We start from the raw sequence: 17,290 nt of genomic DNA, 5'->3' as shown, positions 1-17,290 counted from the left end.
TTGGAACCAGACGAGAAGCGACCCGCCCCCATGACCGAGCCCCTCAAGCTGCGCACCGCCCAGGCCCATTGCAAGGACTGCAGCCTCGCCTCGCTGTGCCTGCCGCTCTCGCTCGACCTGGAAGACCTGGACGCCCTCGACCAGATCGTCAAGCGTGGCCGGCCGCTGGCCAAGGGTGACTACCTGTTCCGCCAGGGCGATACCTTCGGTTCGGTCTACGCCGTACGCTCCGGCGCCCTGCGCACCAGCAGCCTGAGCGACGCCGGCGAAGAACAGATCACCGGCTTCCACCTGCCCAGCGAACTGGTCGGCCTGTCGGGCATGGACAGCGAGCGCTATCCGGTCTCGGCACGGGCGCTGGAGACCACCACCGTCTGCGAGATCCCCTTCGAGCGCCTGGACGAACTCTCCGAGCAGCTGCCGCAACTGCGTCGGCAACTGCTGCGCGTGATGAGCCGGGAGATCCGCGACGACCAGCAGATGATGGTGCTCTTGTCGAAGAAGAGCGCCGACGAGCGCATCGCCACCTTCCTGGTCAATCTCTCGGCGCGCTTCCATGCCCGCGGCTTCTCCGCCCAGCAATTCCGCCTGAGCATGTCGCGCAACGAGATCGGCAACTTCCTCGGCCTGGCCGTGGAAACCGTGTCACGAGTCTTCACCCGCTTCCAGCAGAGCGGCGTGCTGGCAGCGGAAGGCAAGGAAGTGCGCATCCTCGACTCCGCGCGCCTCTGCGCCCTGGCCGGTGGCCAGCTGGAAGGCTGACGGCTTGAGCCTGCCGCTCAGTCAGCGGCAGGCGCCCTGCCCTTCTAGTGTGGTGTTTCAGAAGTTATCTGCACAATTTTGGCGGCGCTTTTTCGGCCTAGGCGGCGTTGCCACTCATCACCATAGCTTTGCTATGACTCGTCGCGGCGCCTGGCCCAGTCGGAACGCCGAACCGCCAAAAAATCACTCGCCAATTCTTGCGCGAACTTCTGAAACACCACACTAGAAGCTGTAGCTGACCGTCGCGGTCACGTTGCGCTCTTCCCCGAAATAGCAGAAGTCCAGGCTGTAGCAGGACGCCACATAGTCTTTACCCATCAGGTTGTTGGCATTGATCCGCGCGGTGAGCCCCGGCAACCCCAACCGGGTGAAGTCATAGGCGAGCATGGCGTCCACCAGGGTATAGGCCGGTACCTTCCGGGTATTGGCCTTGTCCGCCCAACTGGTGCCCACGTAGCGCGCCCCGGCGCCAACGCTGAAGCCCGCCAGAGGCCCCGCCAGCTCGTATTGCCCCCACAGCGACGCCTGGTGGCGCGGTGCCTGGTTCGGCGTGTTGCCCTGGGTGCCGTCCAGCGCCTGGGTGTATTCGATGTCGGTGAAGGTGTAGCTGCCCAGGAGCTTCAGGCGCTCGGCTAGCTGCAGATGGCCCTCCAGCTCCAGGCCGCGCGAGCGGATCTCACCCACCGAGGAATAGAAGTCCTCCTGCGGCAGCTTGGTCGCCACGTTCTCCTGGGTGATGTGGAACAGCGAGGCGGTGTAGAGACTGCTGCTGCCCGGCGGCTGGTACTTCAGGCCAAGCTCCCACTGCTTGCCCTCGGTGGGCTCCAGCGGGTTGCCCGCCGCGTCGTTGTAGGCGTTGGGATTGAAGGACGTGGAATAGCTCAGGTAGGGCGCCAGGCCGTTATCGAACAGATAGAGCACCCCGGCCCGCCCGCTGGCCTGACCGCGGCGCTCGCTGCTGCGTGAGCCGGTGCTGCGGTCTTCGATACCGATCTCCACCCAATCCTGGCGCAGGCCCAGAGACAGGCGCCAGCGATCCAGCTCGATCAGATCCTGCAGGTAGACGCCGGTCTGCTCCAGTTCACGGCGGTATTCGCTGCCGGGGTAGATCGTCACCTGGCCGCCATAGCTCGGGTCGAAGGCGTCCAGCGGATCGGCAGTGCCACTCGGCCAGTCCACGTGGGTCCAGCGGCGCTGATAGTCGACCCCGGCCAGCAGCGTGTGTCGGGTACCCGCCCAATCGAAGTCCGCCTGGACCATGTTGTCCAGGGTATAGGCGTGCAGGTTCTCGCGGCCGCCGGAGTAGTAGCGATTGAGCAGGTCGCTGTTGCCGACATAGCCGTAGCCATAGACCTGCTCCAATTCCACCCGCGACTTGGCGTAGCGGAAGTTCTGCCGTGCGCTCCAGACGTCGTTGAAACGGTGCTCGAACTGATAGCCGACCATCTGCTGGGTTCGCTCGAACTTGTCGTGGTCGGGTTCGCCGTCGAAGAAATGGTTGCTGAGGTAGCGACCATTGCGGCGATAGAGACTGCCCTCGGCCGGCACCCCGCTGTGGTAGCCGCCATCGGGGTCCTTTTGCAGATAGGCCTGCAGGGTCAGGGTGGTGGCGTCGCTAAGGTCGATGGCCAGGCTCGGCGCCAGGGCGTAGCGCTCTTCCTCCACGTGGTCGAACTGGGTATCGCTGTGCTGGGCCAGACCCACCAGGCGATAGGCGATACGCCCCTCCTCGTCCAGCGAGCCGCCGAAATCGAAGCCGGCGCCGCGCTGGCCGAGATTGCCCAGGGTGGCCTGCACCTGGTGATAGGGCTGGTACAGCGGCTTCTTGCTGGTCAGGGCCACCAGTCCACCCGGCAGGCTGCGGCCATAGAGCACCGACGCCGGCCCCTTCACCACGTCGATGCGTTCGAGGAAATAGGGATCGACCTGCAGCGAGCTGAAGGTGCCGCTGTCGCCCATGGTCTTGAGGCCATCGAGAAAGACGTTGTCGACGCTGTTGTCGGCGAAACCGCGCATCACCACGTAGTCGTAGCGATTGGACGCCCCGACTTGCCCGGTGAAGATCCCCGGGGTGTATTTCATGGCCTGCTGGACGGTCTTGGCGCCCTGGTCGTCGATCTGTTCACGGGTCACCACCGACACCGACTGCGAGGTCTCCAGTAGCGACTTGCTGGTCTTGGTGGCCACGTCGCTGTGGGTGGCGAGATAGCCGTCGGTCTCGCCCAAGGCGTTGCCCAAGGCGAAACCGGTCACCGTGGTGTCGCTCAGGGAAGTCACCCCGCTCGCAGGTACGGCCTCCAGGCGATAGCTGTCATCCGCCTGGCGCACCGCCTGTAGGCCACTGCCCTGCAGGATTCGCGCGAAGCCCTCGTCCGGCGTATACCGTCCCTGCAGCCCCGAACTGCGGCGCTCCTCCAGCCCCTGGGCCGGTGACGATAGCAACACGCCGCTCTGGGCCGCGAAGGTGCTCAGGACCCTGGCCAGGCTGCCCGCCTCGATGCGGTACTCCTGGACACTGGGCGCGGCCTGCACCAGCGGCGCAGCCACGCCGGTGATGCCCAGCGGCACCGCCAGGGCGAAGGCACGCGCCGCACGGCGCAGGGGATGAAGGGCGAAACGAGAATGGCGCTGCATGGAAGCCTCGAATGAAGGAACGTTTCCCCTAGGCCCCGCGAGTGGGCCAAAGGGGAACCGCCCGCGCCATTTTTTTCAGGCAGGCACGATCTGCACCCACCAAGGCAGGCGTCGTTCCACCCGCACCGGGAGGCTGTCGGCCAGGGCCGCCAGGGCACGGTCGGTATCGTCAAGTGGATAGCTGCCCACCACCCGCAGCTGGGCGACCGTGGCGGTGCAGGTCAGTAATCCCGGGCGATAGCGTGCGAGCTCATCCACCAAGGCACCCAACGACCAGTCATCGACCACCAGCCGTCCCTGGCGCCAAAGCTGACGCCCCGGATCGACCCGGCCCAAGGGACGCACCGCGGTCGCCGTCATCAAGGCTCGCTGACCTTGGGTCAAGGTCTGGGACCGCATCTGCAGTGGGAAGAGCCCGACCGACCCGGTGTAGGAGGCGATCTCCACCCCCTCATCACGGCTGCGCACCTCGCAGCAGCCCAGGCCCAGCCGCAGCTCGCCGACTCCCGTCTCCAGCTGCAAGGTCGCCGCGCCGCCGCGGTTCTCGAAGGCAGCTCCGCCACGCAGCAGACGCCACTGCGCGGACGGCCCCTCCCGAGCCAATTGGCTATCGGTGTCGAGCCATGCGCTTAGGCCCTTCGCCAGCTCGAAGGCGCGAATTTCCCCGACCGCGGTACTCAGCTCGGCGCCCTGCCCCAGCCGCCAGTCGTCCGGCCGATTCCAGCCCAGGGCAAGCCCGCTCAACGCCAGGCCCAGTACCTTGAGCGCACGGCGACGGCCCAAGGCGTCACGCCGCACCAGCACAGCGCGCCCTGATGCCGGCAGCGCATTGAAGCGCGCGCTGATCTCCTCGACCCGCGCCCAGGCCACGGCATGACGGGTATCGGCCTGCAACCAGCGCTGCCAGGCACGCTCGGTGGCCGGGTCCACCTCGTCGGCGGCCAGCTCGGCGAACCACTGGGCGGCCTCTTCCAGGGGGCTGCCCAAGTCGCGATTCAAGGCGCTCAAGACACCAGTTCCAGGCAATGCAGCATGGCCTGGGCCATGTACTTCTTCACCATCCGCTCCGACACCCCCAGTCGCTGGGCGATCACGGCGTAGGTAAGGCCTTCGAGTTGCGCCAGCAGGAAGGCCTGGCGTACCCGCGTGGGTAGCCGGTCGAGCAGCGCATCGAGTTCGGTGAGGGTTTCCAGGATCAGCGCCTGGTCTTCCGGTGAGGGCTGGACCTCCTCCGGGCGTGCAGCCAGGGCTTCCAGATAGGCACGCTCCAGTGCCTGGCGCCGCCAGTGATTGGCCAGCAGGCCCTGGGCGACGGTAGCCAGGAAGGCGCGAGGTTCACGCAGTCGCCCCAGCTCCCCTTCCCGGGCCAGCAACCGGACGAAGGTGTCCTGAGCCAGATCGGCCGCCTGCCCCAGGCACCCTAGCCGGCGCTGCAAGCGCTCGCGCAGCCAGCCGTGGTGGTCCAGGTAAAGGGTCCGAATATGTCCGTATCGGTCGGACTCGAGCGTCTGCATCACCATCCCCGGAAGCTACTGACTTTCGGAAATGATAATGCTTCTCGATACCAAAATACAGCTCCGGTAGCTCCCCTCGGAAGGTAAAGTCGTGTTCCATCCCGATGGCCGGCCGGCGCGCGAACGCAGCGAAGCGTCCAGGTGCCTGTTCAGGCCAGAGGTAAGTAAATATCCGTCTGCCAGCGTTCCTGGGGCGTTTCCGGATAGACGCTCAGGTAATGGAAGAACAGTGGCGCGTCGCGCAACTCCTCACCACTGCCGGGCAGCCAGTCGCGATAGAGCGGGTAGATGCTCTCGTCGATACGATCGGTCGAACCTGTGTGGCGGACCACGGCATAGCGGCCACCGGCGATGAGCAGTTCCCGTACCCCCTGGGGATTGGGCCGGACGTCTTCGTTGATCTCTCCGCCAATGGCGAAGCGAAAATCCTCAGCGGGCGTCGTATCGGGATTGCCGAAGGGAATCCCGAAGGAACGGCTGGTCGCCACCGGCGACTGGCCACTGCGCTTGCGCCAGTCGATGAAGAGGCGCACGCTCTCCCCGACGTTCTGACGCGGTCCCCGGAGCTCGAAGGCAGCGATCCTGACGGCAGTGAATTCCACTAGACGTAGTTGCATGACGAGACTCCTGGATAGTCGAGGGATGTCGAACACCAGGTGCCAGGGTCGCCAATCGGGCGCCTGGCGGAACCGTCGCGGCGCCTGACCGAAGAGCCGGCGGAACGCCCGGCTGAAGGCTTCAGGGCTTTCGAAGCCGGCCTCCAGCGCCACCTCCAGCACGGAGCGGCGCCTGGCCGCAAGCAGGCTCAACCCGGCACGCCGCAGGCGCAGCAGCTGCACGTAGCGGGCAACCGGCATCCCCAGGTAGGCGGTGAACTGCCGATGGAAGTGAAAGGCCGAGAAAGCGGCCACCTCACTCAGGGCTGCTACCGACAGGTCACCATCCAGATTGGCCTCGATGTAGGCAAGAACCCTGTCGAAACGCTGCGGATAGGTGGAAGTGCGCGAAAGCGTGACGGGCAGATCCATGGGGTTGGCCTGGTGTTGTTCGACCACGTCAGGATCACCCGTTCCGGGTGACGATACCTGGCCGTCCTTGCGCAATCGCCAACTGCTGGCGCACCTAGGAGCCCAGTGGCCTAGTGTGGTGTTTCAGACGTTTGCGCAAGAATTGGCAGGTGATTTTTTGACTAGGGCTAGGCGCCGCGACGAGTCATAGCAGGCTATGGCGAGGAGTAGCAACGACGCCTAAGCCCAAAAAGCGCCACCAAAACTGGGTAGTTAACTTCTGAAACACCACACTAGAGGCTGATCGGTTTGCGCCCGGCGAAGGCGTGGGTCAGGGTGCCGCCGTCGACCAGGTCCAGTTCGCCACCGAGGGGTACGCCATGGGCGATACGCGAGATGGTCAGACCCTTGGGCGCCAGCAGCTGGGCGATGTAGTAGGCGGTCGCCTCACCTTCCACCGTGGGGTTGGTGGCGATGATCATTTCCGTGAAGCCACCCTCGCTGACGCGCCGCTCGAGTTCGGGTACGCCGATGGCGTCCGGCCCCAGGCCGTCGATGGGCGAGAGATGCCCCTTGAGTACGAAATAGCGCCCGCGATAGCCGGTCTGCTCCACGGCGAAAACGTCCATGGGCCCCTCCACCACGCAGAGAATGCTGTCGTCACGCCGGGTATCGGCGCAGAAACCACAGATCTCGTCTTCGCTCAAGGTGCGGCAACGGCGGCAATAGCCCACTCCTTCCATGGCGGCGCTGAGAGCACTGGCCAGGCGCAGGCCGCCTTGACGTTCGCGTTCCAGCAGTTGCAGGGCCATGCGCTGGGCGGACTTCTGGCCGACACCGGGCAGGACCCGGAGCGCATCGATCAATTGGCGAATCAGGGGACTGAAGCTCATGGACTACCGTACTGGAAGGCGAGAGAAACGGGTGCCCGCTGGACACCCGTAGCTGGAGCGTCTTAGAAAGGCATCTTGAAGCCGGGCGGCAGCTGCATCCCGGAGGTCATGCCGGACATCTTGTCCTGGCTGTTCTGCTCGATCTTGCGTACGGCGTCGTTCACCGCAGCGGCGATCAGGTCTTCGAGGATTTCCTTGTCCTCCTGCATCAGGCTGTCGTCCAGGCTGACGCGCTTGACGTCGTGTCGGCCGGTCATGACGACGCTGACCAGGCCGGCGCCGGATTGACCGGTCACCTCGGCGTTCGCCAGCTCTTCCTGCATCTTCTGCATCTTTTCCTGCATCTGCTGGGCCTGCTTCATCAGGCCGGCCATGCCACCTTTCATCATGTCTGCTACCTCGAACTATGAATGGAAAACCGGTCAGGCTTGGGTGTCGACCGGCTCGATGGTACCCGCACGCACCGTGGCGGCGAACTGTTGCATCATCTGGCGGATCAGCGGATCGTCCTGGATGGACTGCTCCGCCTGCCGCTGACGCTCCGCACGGCGCCGTGCGGCGGCCTGGGCGGGCGTTTCCTGCTCCGGCGTCTGGATGGTCACCTGGAGCGTGATGGCCCGGCCCTGCTGCTGGCTCAGGGCGTCGTTGAGGCGGCGCTGCTGGTTGGCGTTGAACAGGGCGCTCTGCGCCGGGTCCAGGTGCAGATGCCAGTGATCGCCGTCCATCGCCACCAGGGTGCAGTTGGCGGCGATGCTGGCCGTCAGGCCGCCCAACTTCAATTCCGGGAACAATGCCAGCCAATCGGCGGCAAGACCGGTGGCCGGCTGCACGGCAGGCGCCGGGGCAGCCGCGATCTCGTCGGCCGCCGGTTCACCGAGGCTGTCGAGGTAGTCGTCCAGCCCCACCTCGTAGTAATCCTCGGCCGGCGGCGGCTCTTCGTCACCGTCCAAGTCGTCACCGGAGGTGTCCGCTGGCAACTCGGCGATCACCGTGGCTTCAGGGGTCGCCTCGACCTGGGGGGTCGGCAGCGCCCTGGGTGCGAGCGGCGCGGCAGCAGGCTCAGCCGGAGTCGCCACTGGCACAGGCGCAGCCCTGACCGCGACGGGGGCAGGCTCCTCCCATGGGAGATCCACCGGCGGCTCTAAAGGGGTGGTATTACTGGTCACTGGTGCTACCGGCGCAGGAGTCGGTTCCGCCACTGGCCCGGGAACGGGCGCAGGCGCCGCCGGCCGGGGAACCGCCGCGGCCACCGGACGCTGGTCGGAGTCAGCCGTGGCCGGGCTGGCTCCCGTCGTCTTTAAGGCTGGGCGCTCGGGAATCGCCGCACCCGCTGGCCGGAAGGCCAACATCCGCAGCAAGACCATCTCGAAGCCGTGCCGCGGGTCCGGCGCCAGCGGCAAATCACGCCGTCCGACCAGCCCCAACTGGTAGTAGTACTGGACGTCCTCGGCCGGCAGCGACTGCGCCAGGGTCAGGACGCGTTCGCGGTCACCCTGGCCGTTGTCCACCGCATCGGGCAGCACCTGGGCGATGGCCACCCGGTGCAGCACGTTGAGCAATTCGGCCAACACGCCGCTCCAGTCCGGCCCCTGCTCGGCCAGATGACGGACCGCTTCCAGCACCGCACGGCCATCGCCTTCCAGCAGGGCCTGCAGGACGTCATAGACCTGGCCATGGTCGAGGGTGCCGAGCATGGCGCGTACGTCGGCGGCCAGCACCTTGCCCTCGCCGAAGGCGATCGCCTGGTCGGTCAGGCTCATGGCATCGCGCATGGAGCCGTCGGCCGCGCGGCCCAGCAGCCAGAGCGCATCATCCTCGAAAGGAATGCTTTCCGCGGCGAGCACCTGCTGAAGGTGCGCGACCACCCGCTCCGGCGGCATGTTCTTCAGGGCGAACTGCAGGCAACGCGAGAGGATGGTGACCGGCAGCTTCTGCGGATCGGTGGTGGCGAGCAGGAACTTGACGTGGGGCGGCGGCTCTTCCAGCGTCTTGAGCAGCGCGTTGAAGCTGTGGGTGGAGAGCATGTGGACCTCGTCGATGAGGTACACCTTGTAGCGACCGCGAGACGGCGCGTACTGCACGTTCTCCAACAGCTCGCGGGTGTCTTCCACCTTGGTGCGGCTAGCGGCGTCCACCTCGATGAGGTCGACGAAGCGCCCCTCGTCGATCTCGCGGCACACCGAGCAGGTGCCACAGGGGGTGGAGCTGATGCCGGTCTCGCAGTTCAGGCACTTGGCCAGGATCCGCGCGATGGTGGTCTTGCCCACTCCGCGGGTGCCAGTGAAAAGATAGGCGTGATGCAGCCGCTCGTTGTCCAGCGCATTGATCAGCGCCTTGAGCACATGGGTCTGGCCGACCATTTCGCGGAACGACCGCGGGCGCCATTTGCGCGCAAGAACCTGGTAACTCATCGAGACCTGATCGGGAGAAGACGGGAAGGGAGCACATGCTAACGAAGAGGTGCGTTTAATGCACCCCGCATGCTCAACCGGCCAGGCCGGGCGACGAACTGGCAGCTCCTTGCCAGATGGCGGCGGCGATCCGACCTTTCAAGCGATCGGCGCCGGAAACCACGGCCCATGGGGCATTCTCAAGCGCGCTGGCAGCGGTCTTCGCCATCGGCCAGCACCACGCTGGCGACATAGGCCGCCAAAGCGTCCAGTTGGACCCGCAGGCTCGCCACGGTAGCGTTCATCTTGAAGGGATTGCAGGCGTCGTCGTTGCTCAGGTCGAGCTTGAGCAGCAACAGGGGCTCGATGGGATGGTAGATCTGGGCGATCAGCATGGCGTCGGGCGCGGGCCGACAGGTGACGCGATAGGGATGCAAACCGAGGCTGAGGGCGCGCCCGGCGCTTTCGAGTCCGTTCTTCACGATGAGTCCTTGGACGTCAGTCCATAACTGAGAATGCTACTCGAATGATGGCATGAAGCCACGAACCAAAACAGTGCACCGCATCACGATTATCTCGTGAAAGGGTTAACAGCGGAAAAAGACTGGAGGGAAAGAAAGACGCGGGAAAAAAGCGGAGGGCAGAAATGGAGGTGGCCCCGCCAGCCACACCCCGGCACACGACATCACCGCTGCGGCTGCTCCCTTCCGGGCCTGACCGGGTTCACGGCTGATCGTTGCGGGGGGACCGACGGAGCCACCATAACGCCCCACCCTGAGGTGAGGTGCGCCATTCTACGCGGTTGGGATGAAGTTGCAAGCCATACAAGGACTTAGCGACAACGGAAGACCCACCAACCTAAGCCTGGATGCCTCCATCCCATCCCTCGCCGAGGTTAACGCCCTTGAGCCTCCAGGATCTGCAGGAAGGCAGCTTCATCCAGCACCTTCACGCCCAGCTCCGTCGCCTTGGTCAGCTTGGAGCCCGCTCCCGGTCCCGCCACCACCACGGCGGTCTTGGCCGATACCGAACCCGACACCTTGGCGCCCAGGGCCTCCAGACGCTCCTTGGCGGCATCGCGACTCATCGCCTCCAGGGTACCGGTGAGCACCCAGGTCTGGCCGGCGAAGGGCAGACCCTGCACCGCCTGCCGGGTACTTTCCCAGTGCATGCCGAAGGCCTTGAGTTGGGCCTCGATGGTCAGCGCCTTGGCCACGTTCGCCGGATCGACGAAGTATTCGCGCAGGCCTTGCTTGGCCCTCTCATTGAGGCCGGCAAGCGTCTTGAAGGTCAGCCAGTCCTGGGAGCCTTCGATCAGGGCGGCCAAACTCGGAAAGGCCTTGGCCAGGGTCTTGGCGCCGGTCTTGCCCAGGTAGGGAATGTGCAACTGGTCAAGGAAGTCGGCGAAGCTGGCATAGCCGGAGAATTCGGCATGCACCTCGCCTTCATCGGCCAGCTCGATACCGTTGGCCAGCAGCGCCTCCAGGACGTCGCGGTTGTGCGCAGACTGGAAGAAGTTATGGATTTCGAAGGCCACCTCCGGCCCGATGTCCGGCAGATAGACCAGGACCTCGGGCAACGCCTCACGAATGCGCTGCAGACTACCCAGAGCACGCGCCAGACGCTTGGCGGTCTCCTCCCCTACCTCGGGAATGCCCAGGGCGAAGATGAAGCGTGCCAGCGCCGGCTTACGGCTGGCCTCGATGGCGGCGAGCAGATTGCGGCTCGACACCTCGGCGAAGCCCTCGAGTTCGAAGACCTGTTCGTAGCTCAGGGTGTAGAGATCGGCCGGCGACTTGACCAGGCCGCGATCCACTAGCTGCTCGACGATGCGATCGCCCAGGCCGTCGATGTCCATGGCCCGGCGCGAAGCGAAATGGATGATCGCCTGCTTGAGCTGGGCCTGGCAGGCCAGGCGCCCGACGCAGCGATAGACCGCGCCCTCGCTCACCGACTCCTTGCCCTTGGCGCGCTTGACCAGCTGGGTACGTTCCACCGCCGAGCCACAGACCGGACAGCGAGTGGGGATCTCTACCGGCCGCGCCTCCGCCGGACGTCGCTCCGGCACTACCTGCATGATCTGCGGAATGACATCCCCGGCGCGGCGGACGATCACGCTGTCGCCGATCATCACCCCCAGCCGGGCGATCTCGTCCATGTTGTGCAGGGTAGCATTGGTCACGGTGACACCCGCCACCTGCACCGGCTTGAGCCGGGCGACCGGCGTGATGGCGCCAGTACGACCGACTTGAAAATCCACATCGAGCAATTCGGTCAGCTCTTCGCGGGCAGGAAACTTGTGCGCCAGGGCCCAGCGCGGCTCTCGTGCACGGAAACCCAGCTCGCCCTGCCAGTCCAGGCGATTGACCTTGTAGACCACGCCATCGATCTCATAGGCCAGGGCATCGCGCCGCTGGCCGATGTCCTGGTAGTAGGAGCGGCAACCGTCGGCCCCCTGTACCTTGCGCAGCTCGCGGCTGATGGGGATGCCCCACTCCTTGAGCTGCTGCAGGATGGCGTACTGGGTGTCCGGCAGGCCGCCGCCCTCGACGCGACCGAAGCCATAGGCGCAGAACTCCAGCGGCCGCTGGGCGGTGATGCGCGAATCCAGCTGGCGCAGGCTACCGGCTGCCGCGTTGCGCGGATTGGCGAAGGTCTTGCCACCGCTCTCCATGGCCCGGGCATTCAGCGCCTCGAAACCGGCCCGGGACATGAACACCTCGCCGCGCACCTCCAGTACCGCCGGCCAACCCTCGCCGTGCAGGCGTAGCGGGACGTTGCGGATGGTGCGGACGTTGGCGGTGATGTCCTCGCCGGTGGTGCCATCGCCACGCGTAGCGCCGCGGGTCAGCACCCCGTCCTCGTACAGCAGGCTGACCGCCAGGCCATCGAGCTTGGGCTCGCAGGTGTATTCCACCCCCGAATCCGGCCCGGCGAAGTCGGTTTCGCCGAATTCTTCGCGCAGGCGCTTGCCCACGCTACGGTCGAAATCCTGCAGACTCTCATCGGCGAAGGCGTTGCCCAGGCTGAGCATGGGCACCTCGTGACGGATGGTGCCGAAGGCAGCCAGGGCCGAGCCACTGACCCTCTGGGTGGGTGAATCGGGCGTCACCAGCTCGGGGTGCTCGGCCTCCAGCGCCTTGAGTTCACCGAACAGCCGGTCGTACTCGGCATCGGGCACGCTGGGCTCGTCGAGTACGTAGTAGCGGTAGTTGTGGGCATCGATTTCGCTGCGCAGGGCGGCGATCCGGGTGACGGCATCTTGGGCGTCGGTCATGGCGGTCTCTCACTGTCGCCACCCCTGGGGTGGCCCTGGCGCCCACGGGCGCCACTGCAAAGATTACAAACAAAAAGAGCAGCCGAGGCTGCTCTTGGTTCGCACGGCGGCGATCAACGCTTGAGCATCAGGCTCTTGCGTTCGAAATCGACGATGCGCTGGCGATAGTGCTCGATGGTCTGGGCGGTCATGACGCTACGCTGCTCGTCCTTCAACTCGCCATTGAGTTCGGAAGACAGCTTGCGCGCCGCGGCGACCATCAGGTCGAAGGCCTGCTTGGGATGGCGCGGGCCGGGCAGTCCCAGGAAGAAGCTCACCGCCGGGGTATGGAAGTCGTCGATGGCATCCAGGTCGAAGGTGCCCGGACGCACGGCGTTGGCCATGGAGAACAGCACCTCGCCATTACCGGACATGCTCTCGTGGCGATGGAAGATGTCCATGTCACCGAATCTCAGCCCGCTCTCGAGGATATTCTGCAGCAGTGCGGGACCGGCGAAGCCCTTTTCGTCACGGGAGATGACGTTGATCACCAGCACCTCGTCCACCGGCGCGAGGGTACCGCCACTGCTGCCACCGCCGGCAGGCTCGGCGACCGGCTCGCGCTCGGTGGCCTTGGCGCTCAGTGGCTTGCCCTTGCGCGGCTTCTCGCGGCCGCGCGCGGCCACGTCGTCGGAATCGGCGGCCAGACCGCCCAGGCTGACGTCATCGGCGGACAGGTCGAAGCTGTCGGCACTGGGCTCTTCACGGCGCTTGCGCTGGCTGGCGCGGGGCGGCGTCGGCTCGCCGGGATCGTCCAGCGAAGGCTCCTTCTGTTCGACGACCCGCGTCGGGCCAACGATTTCCGGCTCCTCGTCCTCATGTTCCGGATGATTGCTCAGGGACTGGTCAAGCTTGAACTTGAGCTTGCCCTTGCCACTCATGCGACGCCAACCATCGAACAGAATACCGGCGATGACGATGACGCCGATGATGATCAGCCACTCGCGCAGACCCATATCCATGAAAAAGACATACCCCTGTGAAAATAATGGACCGACAGCCGTCGGGAAACTTTGGAAAGTCGTCGCCTGCGAGGTCTTTCCAAAACGTCCGAAACCTACGCCAAGTCAGTGTTCTTCCTAGCTTTTTCTACCTACCACTGAAGCGGCCATAAGCTAGCACGACTGCCGCCAACTTTACACCGCCACGCCACCAGCCTGTGGGGCACTACGCGTCCACCATGGCCACCGCCTCTTCCACGTCCACGGCCACCAGCCGCGAACAACCCGGTTCGTGCATCGTCACGCCCAACAGCTGGTCGGCCATCTCCATGGCGATCTTGTTGTGCGTGATGTAAATGAACTGCACCTTCTCCGACATGCTCTTGACCAGCCGGGCATAGCGACCGACGTTGGCGTCGTCCAGCGGCGCGTCCACTTCGTCGAGCATGCAGAACGGCGCCGGGTTCAATTGGAAGATGGCGAATACCAGGGCCAGAGCCGTCAGGGCCTTTTCCCCACCCGAGAGCAAATGGATGGTGCTGTTTTTCTTGCCCGGCGGACGCGCCATGATCGCAACCCCGGTATCGAGTAGATCTTCCCCGGTAAGTTCCAGGTAGGCACTGCCGCCACCGAAAACTTTCGGGAACAACGCCTGCAGACCGTGGTTGATCTGGTCGAAGGTGTCCTTGAATCTGTTGCGCGTTTCCCGGTCGATCTTGCGGATGACGCTTTCCAGGGTCTCCAGCGCCTCCACCAGGTCGGCGTTCTGGGCGTCCAGGTAGTTCTTGCGCTCGGCCTGCTGCTGGTACTCGTCGATGGCCGCCAGGTTGATCGGTCCCAGGCGGGCGATGCGGGAGGTCACACCTTCCAACTGCTCCTCCCAGGCCGCCTCGCTGGCCTCTGCGGGCAGGGTGGCGATCACCGTCGGCAGGTCGTAGCCGTCGGCCGCCAGCTGCTCGGCGAAGCCGCTGCGCCGGGTGGCCAACCCCTGCCATTCCAGGCGATGCTGCTCCAGCTGGCCGCGCAGCAGGGTAGCCTGCTGCTCCGCCTGCAGGCGCCGGCGCTCGAAATCGCGCAGCTCCCGATCGGCGTCTTCCAGGGCCAGGCGCGCCGTGCGCATCTCCTCGTCCACCTGCAGGCGCCGCTCCAACAGTTCTTCCAGGCGCAGACGCAGCTCGTCGAGGGGCTCCCCGCCCTCCTCCAGATTGAGGTTGAGCTGCTCGCAACGCTCACCGAGCCGCGCAGTCTGCAATTCCAGCCGCTCCAACGCCTGGAGCGTCGACTGGCGCTGGGCGCGCAGGGTCGTCAGCCGCACCGTCAGTTGGTGAAGCTGATCCTGCGCCTGGCGTTGTCGTTGCCGCGCCGCCTCCACCGCCTGCCGATGGCGCTCGCGCTGCCCCTGCAGCTGGGCACGCTGCTCGGTATCCACCGCCATGGCGTCCAGGGCGTCCTGCAGGCGCAGCCGGCACTCGCCCAGTTCTTCCTGCTCCCGCGCCAACTGCTGGTCGAGATCGCCGAGATCGGCCTCCAGCTGCCGACGGCGGATGCTCAGCTGCTCGGCCCGCGCCTGCTGGGCAGACAGCTGGGCGCGCCGCTCCGCCAGGCGCTGCTGCTCCTGCTGCTGGCGTCGACGCCCTTCCTCGCGCTCGCCCTCCAGGCGCTGCTGGGCGGCACGGCTGTCCTCCAGCCGCTCTTCCTGCAGCGCCAGCGCTTCACTCAGCTCCTCGCGCCGCGCCTGGAGTTCGTCCAGCTCCCGCCCGCGGGCGAGGACGCTGCCCTCCGCGGCCTGGGCACGCCGCACACGCAGGAAATGCCGGGAAATCCAGTAACCTTCCGGCGTGATGAGACTTTGTCCGACGGCCAATGCGGGGCGGCGTGCCAGGGCCTCTTCATAACTGCCCGCCACCAGCACCTGGCCAAGCCAGGGGGACAGATCGCGCGGCGCCTGCACCTTTTCCAGCAGGCTGCCCGCGGCTACGGGCGCCGCGCCCGGCAACACGACGTTCAATTCACCACTGACGAAGACATCGAGTCGCAGCGGCGCCAGGTCATCCAGGCAGACCGCCTGCAAATCCGTGCCGAGCACCGTCTCCACCGCCTGCTCCCAACCCGGTACCACCTGCAACTCATCCGCCAGTTGGGCCGCCTGGGCCAGCCCCTCGGACTCGAGCCAGGCCGCGGCGCCGGTATCGGGTGCCAGGGCCGCCTGCTGCAGCGCCTCCAGTGAGGCGATACGCCCTTCGAGGCGCTGCAGCTCGCCCTGCCGCTGGCTCTGCTCGCCGGCCAGTGCCAGCAACTCCTCGCGCAGCCGCTGCAGGCCATCGGCCACCTGCAGCTCCTGCTCGGCCAATCCCTCCAGCAGCAACTCGTCCTCGGCGATCTGCTCTTCCAGCGCCACCAGGCTGTCGGACGGCCCATCCTCGCCCAGCAGGGTACGCTCGTCCCGCAAGCGACGCTGGCGCTCGACGCCGCGCTCCAGGCTCTGCTCCAGGGACCGGATGCGCGACTGCTGCACGTCCGCATCCCGCTGCGGCTCGACGCTTGCCGCGCTGAGCTGCTCCCAGCGCTGCTGCCAGTCCGCCAGGGCCAGCTCCGCCTCTTCCAGGGCCGCGGCGCCCTCTTCACCCTGGGCCCGCGCCGCTTCCTCCTCGGGCTCGAGCATCGCCAGCTCTTCCTCGAAGGTGGCGAGCAGCACCCGGTCGTGCTCCAGGTGGGATTCAGCCTCGCTGCGCGCCTGCTCGGCTTCGCGTAGATCATCCTGCAACTGCCGCTGGCGCTGCTGGCCGTGCTGGATGGTCTGCTCCAACCGGGCGATGTCCCCGCCCAAGGAATAGAAGCGCCCCTGGACCTGATTGAAGGCCTCGCTCAGCTCGTGATGACCGTCGCGCAGCCGCTCGATACCGGCATCGGCCTGGCGCTGCTCGGCGATCAGGGCTTCGAGGGCGGTCTCCTGGTCGCGGATCACCTTCTGGCGTTGCTCGACGCGTCCATCCAGCTCACGCCAGCGCACGGCCTGCAGCTGTGCCTTGAGCTGCCGCTCCTCCTGCCTGAAGGCCTGGAAGCGCTCGGCCGACTGTGCCTGGCGGTGCAGCCGCTCCAGCTGGCGCTCCAGCTCTTCGCGCAGGTCGGTCAGGCGGGCGAGATTCTCCTGGGTGCGCCTGATGCGACTCTCGGTCTCGCGCCGCCGTTCCTTGTACTTGGAGATGCCGGCGGCTTCCTCGATGTAGTGCCGCAGATCCTCCGGACGTGCCTCGATCAGCTTGGAGATCATGCCCTGCTCGATGATCGAATAGCTGCGCGGCCCCAGGCCGGTACCGAGGAAGATGTCGGTGATGTCGCGCCGGCGGCACTTGGTGCCATTGAGGAAATAGGTGTTCTGGCCTTCGCGGGTGACCCGTCGGCGAATGGAGATCTCCGCGTAACTGGCGTACTCGCCCACCAGGGTATGGTCGGAGTTGTCGAAGATCAGCTCGATGGAAGCCTGGGACACCGGTTTGCGGCTGTTGGAGCCGTTGAAGATGACATCCGTCATCGATTCGCCACGCAGGTTCTTGGCCGAGCTTTCGCCCATCACCCAGCGCACGGCGTCGATGATGTTCGACTTGCCGCAACCGTTGGGGCCGACCACCGCTGCCATGTTGCTCGGGAAATTCACCGTCGTCGGATCGACGAAGGATTTGAATCCCGCCAGCTTGATCGACCTCAACCGCATATCAGGAGCCCTTGTCCGCCGCGCCGTGCCCAACCGCACGCGAAAGGGCGGCAGTCTACCATCCACGGGCCACCCTGCCCGCGCCGTGCATTACCTTATTTCCAGCGGTTATGCACGCAGG

12 protein-coding genes and 1 other RNA gene are annotated in these 17,290 nt (G+C 65.8%); 1 reads left to right on the top strand and 12 read right to left on the bottom strand.

What is annotated here, in order from left to right:
* Positions 1–30: 30 nt before the first annotated feature.
* Positions 31–762 carry a fumarate/nitrate reduction transcriptional regulator Fnr gene (gene fnr, locus AR540_RS23760; RefSeq protein WP_059232418.1) on the top strand — a complete coding sequence of 244 codons (732 nt, stop codon included), beginning with the start codon at positions 31–33 and terminating at the stop codon, positions 760–762.
* Between the two features lie 222 nt (positions 763–984).
* Here the strand turns inward: fnr and AR540_RS23755 are convergent, their stop codons facing one another.
* The 12 genes from AR540_RS23755 to smc form a co-directional block, all read right to left on the bottom strand.
* A complete protein-coding gene (locus AR540_RS23755) occupies positions 985–3,396 on the bottom strand; it encodes a TonB-dependent siderophore receptor (RefSeq protein ID WP_059232417.1) in 2,412 nt (803 codons plus the stop codon).
* Positions 3,397–3,471: 75 nt separating this feature from the next.
* The gene (locus tag AR540_RS23750; protein ID WP_059232416.1) at positions 3,472–4,404 is read right to left on the bottom strand and encodes a DUF4880 domain-containing protein; all 933 of its coding nucleotides are present in this window, start codon (positions 4,402–4,404) and stop codon (positions 3,472–3,474) included.
* A complete protein-coding gene (locus tag AR540_RS23745; protein ID WP_059232536.1) occupies positions 4,401–4,910 on the bottom strand; it encodes a sigma-70 family RNA polymerase sigma factor in 510 nt (169 codons plus the stop codon). The genes AR540_RS23750 and AR540_RS23745 overlap by 4 nt, the downstream gene beginning before the upstream one ends.
* Before the next feature lie 149 nt (positions 4,911–5,059).
* Positions 5,060–5,938 (bottom strand): AraC family transcriptional regulator, encoded by an 879-nt coding sequence (locus AR540_RS23740; RefSeq protein WP_059232415.1) that lies wholly within the window; start codon positions 5,936–5,938, stop codon positions 5,060–5,062.
* A gap of 272 nt (positions 5,939–6,210) precedes the next feature.
* A complete protein-coding gene (gene recR, locus AR540_RS23735) occupies positions 6,211–6,810 on the bottom strand; it encodes a recombination mediator RecR (protein ID WP_059232414.1) in 600 nt (199 codons plus the stop codon).
* A gap of 62 nt (positions 6,811–6,872) precedes the next feature.
* Positions 6,873–7,199 (bottom strand): YbaB/EbfC family nucleoid-associated protein, encoded by a 327-nt coding sequence (locus tag AR540_RS23730; RefSeq protein ID WP_007162246.1) that lies wholly within the window; start codon positions 7,197–7,199, stop codon positions 6,873–6,875.
* Positions 7,200–7,232: 33 nt separating this feature from the next.
* The gene (gene dnaX, locus AR540_RS23725; RefSeq protein WP_082707092.1) at positions 7,233–9,221 is read right to left on the bottom strand and encodes a DNA polymerase III subunit gamma/tau; all 1,989 of its coding nucleotides are present in this window, start codon (positions 9,219–9,221) and stop codon (positions 7,233–7,235) included.
* Positions 9,222–9,400: 179 nt separating this feature from the next.
* Entirely contained in the window at positions 9,401–9,682 is a 282-nt protein-coding gene (locus tag AR540_RS23720) for a hypothetical protein (protein WP_059232412.1), read from the bottom strand.
* Between the two features lie 174 nt (positions 9,683–9,856).
* Positions 9,857–9,953: signal recognition particle sRNA small type (gene ffs / locus AR540_RS23715), an RNA gene on the bottom strand.
* A gap of 142 nt (positions 9,954–10,095) precedes the next feature.
* A complete protein-coding gene (gene ligA, locus AR540_RS23710; protein WP_059232411.1) occupies positions 10,096–12,477 on the bottom strand; it encodes an NAD-dependent DNA ligase LigA in 2,382 nt (793 codons plus the stop codon).
* Between the two features lie 113 nt (positions 12,478–12,590).
* Positions 12,591–13,478 carry a cell division protein ZipA gene (gene zipA, locus AR540_RS23705; RefSeq protein WP_059232410.1) on the bottom strand — a complete coding sequence of 296 codons (888 nt, stop codon included), beginning with the start codon at positions 13,476–13,478 and terminating at the stop codon, positions 12,591–12,593.
* A 205-nt stretch (positions 13,479–13,683) separates the two neighbouring features.
* The gene (gene smc / locus AR540_RS23700; RefSeq protein ID WP_059232409.1) at positions 13,684–17,169 is read right to left on the bottom strand and encodes a chromosome segregation protein SMC; all 3,486 of its coding nucleotides are present in this window, start codon (positions 17,167–17,169) and stop codon (positions 13,684–13,686) included.
* Positions 17,170–17,290 lie beyond the last annotated feature (121 nt).

This window comes from Pseudomonas sp. EpS/L25, assembly GCF_001512295.1.
Lineage (GTDB): Bacteria > Pseudomonadota > Gammaproteobacteria > Pseudomonadales > Pseudomonadaceae > Chryseomonas.
This window is presented reverse-complemented; position numbering and strand designations above follow the sequence as displayed.

What these genes read in the sequence shown, in the direction of transcription:
- fnr (WP_059232418.1), top strand. Translation starts at nt 31, where the DNA reads ATGACCGAGCCCCTCAAGCTGCGCACCGCCCAGGCCCATTGCAAGGAC.
- AR540_RS23755 (WP_059232417.1), bottom strand. Translation starts at nt 3,396, where the DNA reads ATGCAGCGCCATTCTCGTTTCGCCCTTCATCCCCTGCGCCGTGCGGCG.
- AR540_RS23745 (WP_059232536.1), bottom strand. Translation starts at nt 4,910, where the DNA reads ATGCAGACGCTCGAGTCCGACCGATACGGACATATTCGGACCCTTTAC.
- AR540_RS23740 (WP_059232415.1), bottom strand. Translation starts at nt 5,938, where the DNA reads ATGGATCTGCCCGTCACGCTTTCGCGCACTTCCACCTATCCGCAGCGT.
- recR (WP_059232414.1), bottom strand. Translation starts at nt 6,810, where the DNA reads ATGAGCTTCAGTCCCCTGATTCGCCAATTGATCGATGCGCTCCGGGTC.
- AR540_RS23730 (WP_007162246.1), bottom strand. Translation starts at nt 7,199, where the DNA reads ATGATGAAAGGTGGCATGGCCGGCCTGATGAAGCAGGCCCAGCAGATG.
- dnaX (WP_082707092.1), bottom strand. Translation starts at nt 9,221, where the DNA reads ATGAGTTACCAGGTTCTTGCGCGCAAATGGCGCCCGCGGTCGTTCCGC.
- ligA (WP_059232411.1), bottom strand. Translation starts at nt 12,477, where the DNA reads ATGACCGACGCCCAAGATGCCGTCACCCGGATCGCCGCCCTGCGCAGC.
- zipA (WP_059232410.1), bottom strand. Translation starts at nt 13,478, where the DNA reads ATGGATATGGGTCTGCGCGAGTGGCTGATCATCATCGGCGTCATCGTC.
- smc (WP_059232409.1), bottom strand. Translation starts at nt 17,169, where the DNA reads ATGCGGTTGAGGTCGATCAAGCTGGCGGGATTCAAATCCTTCGTCGAT.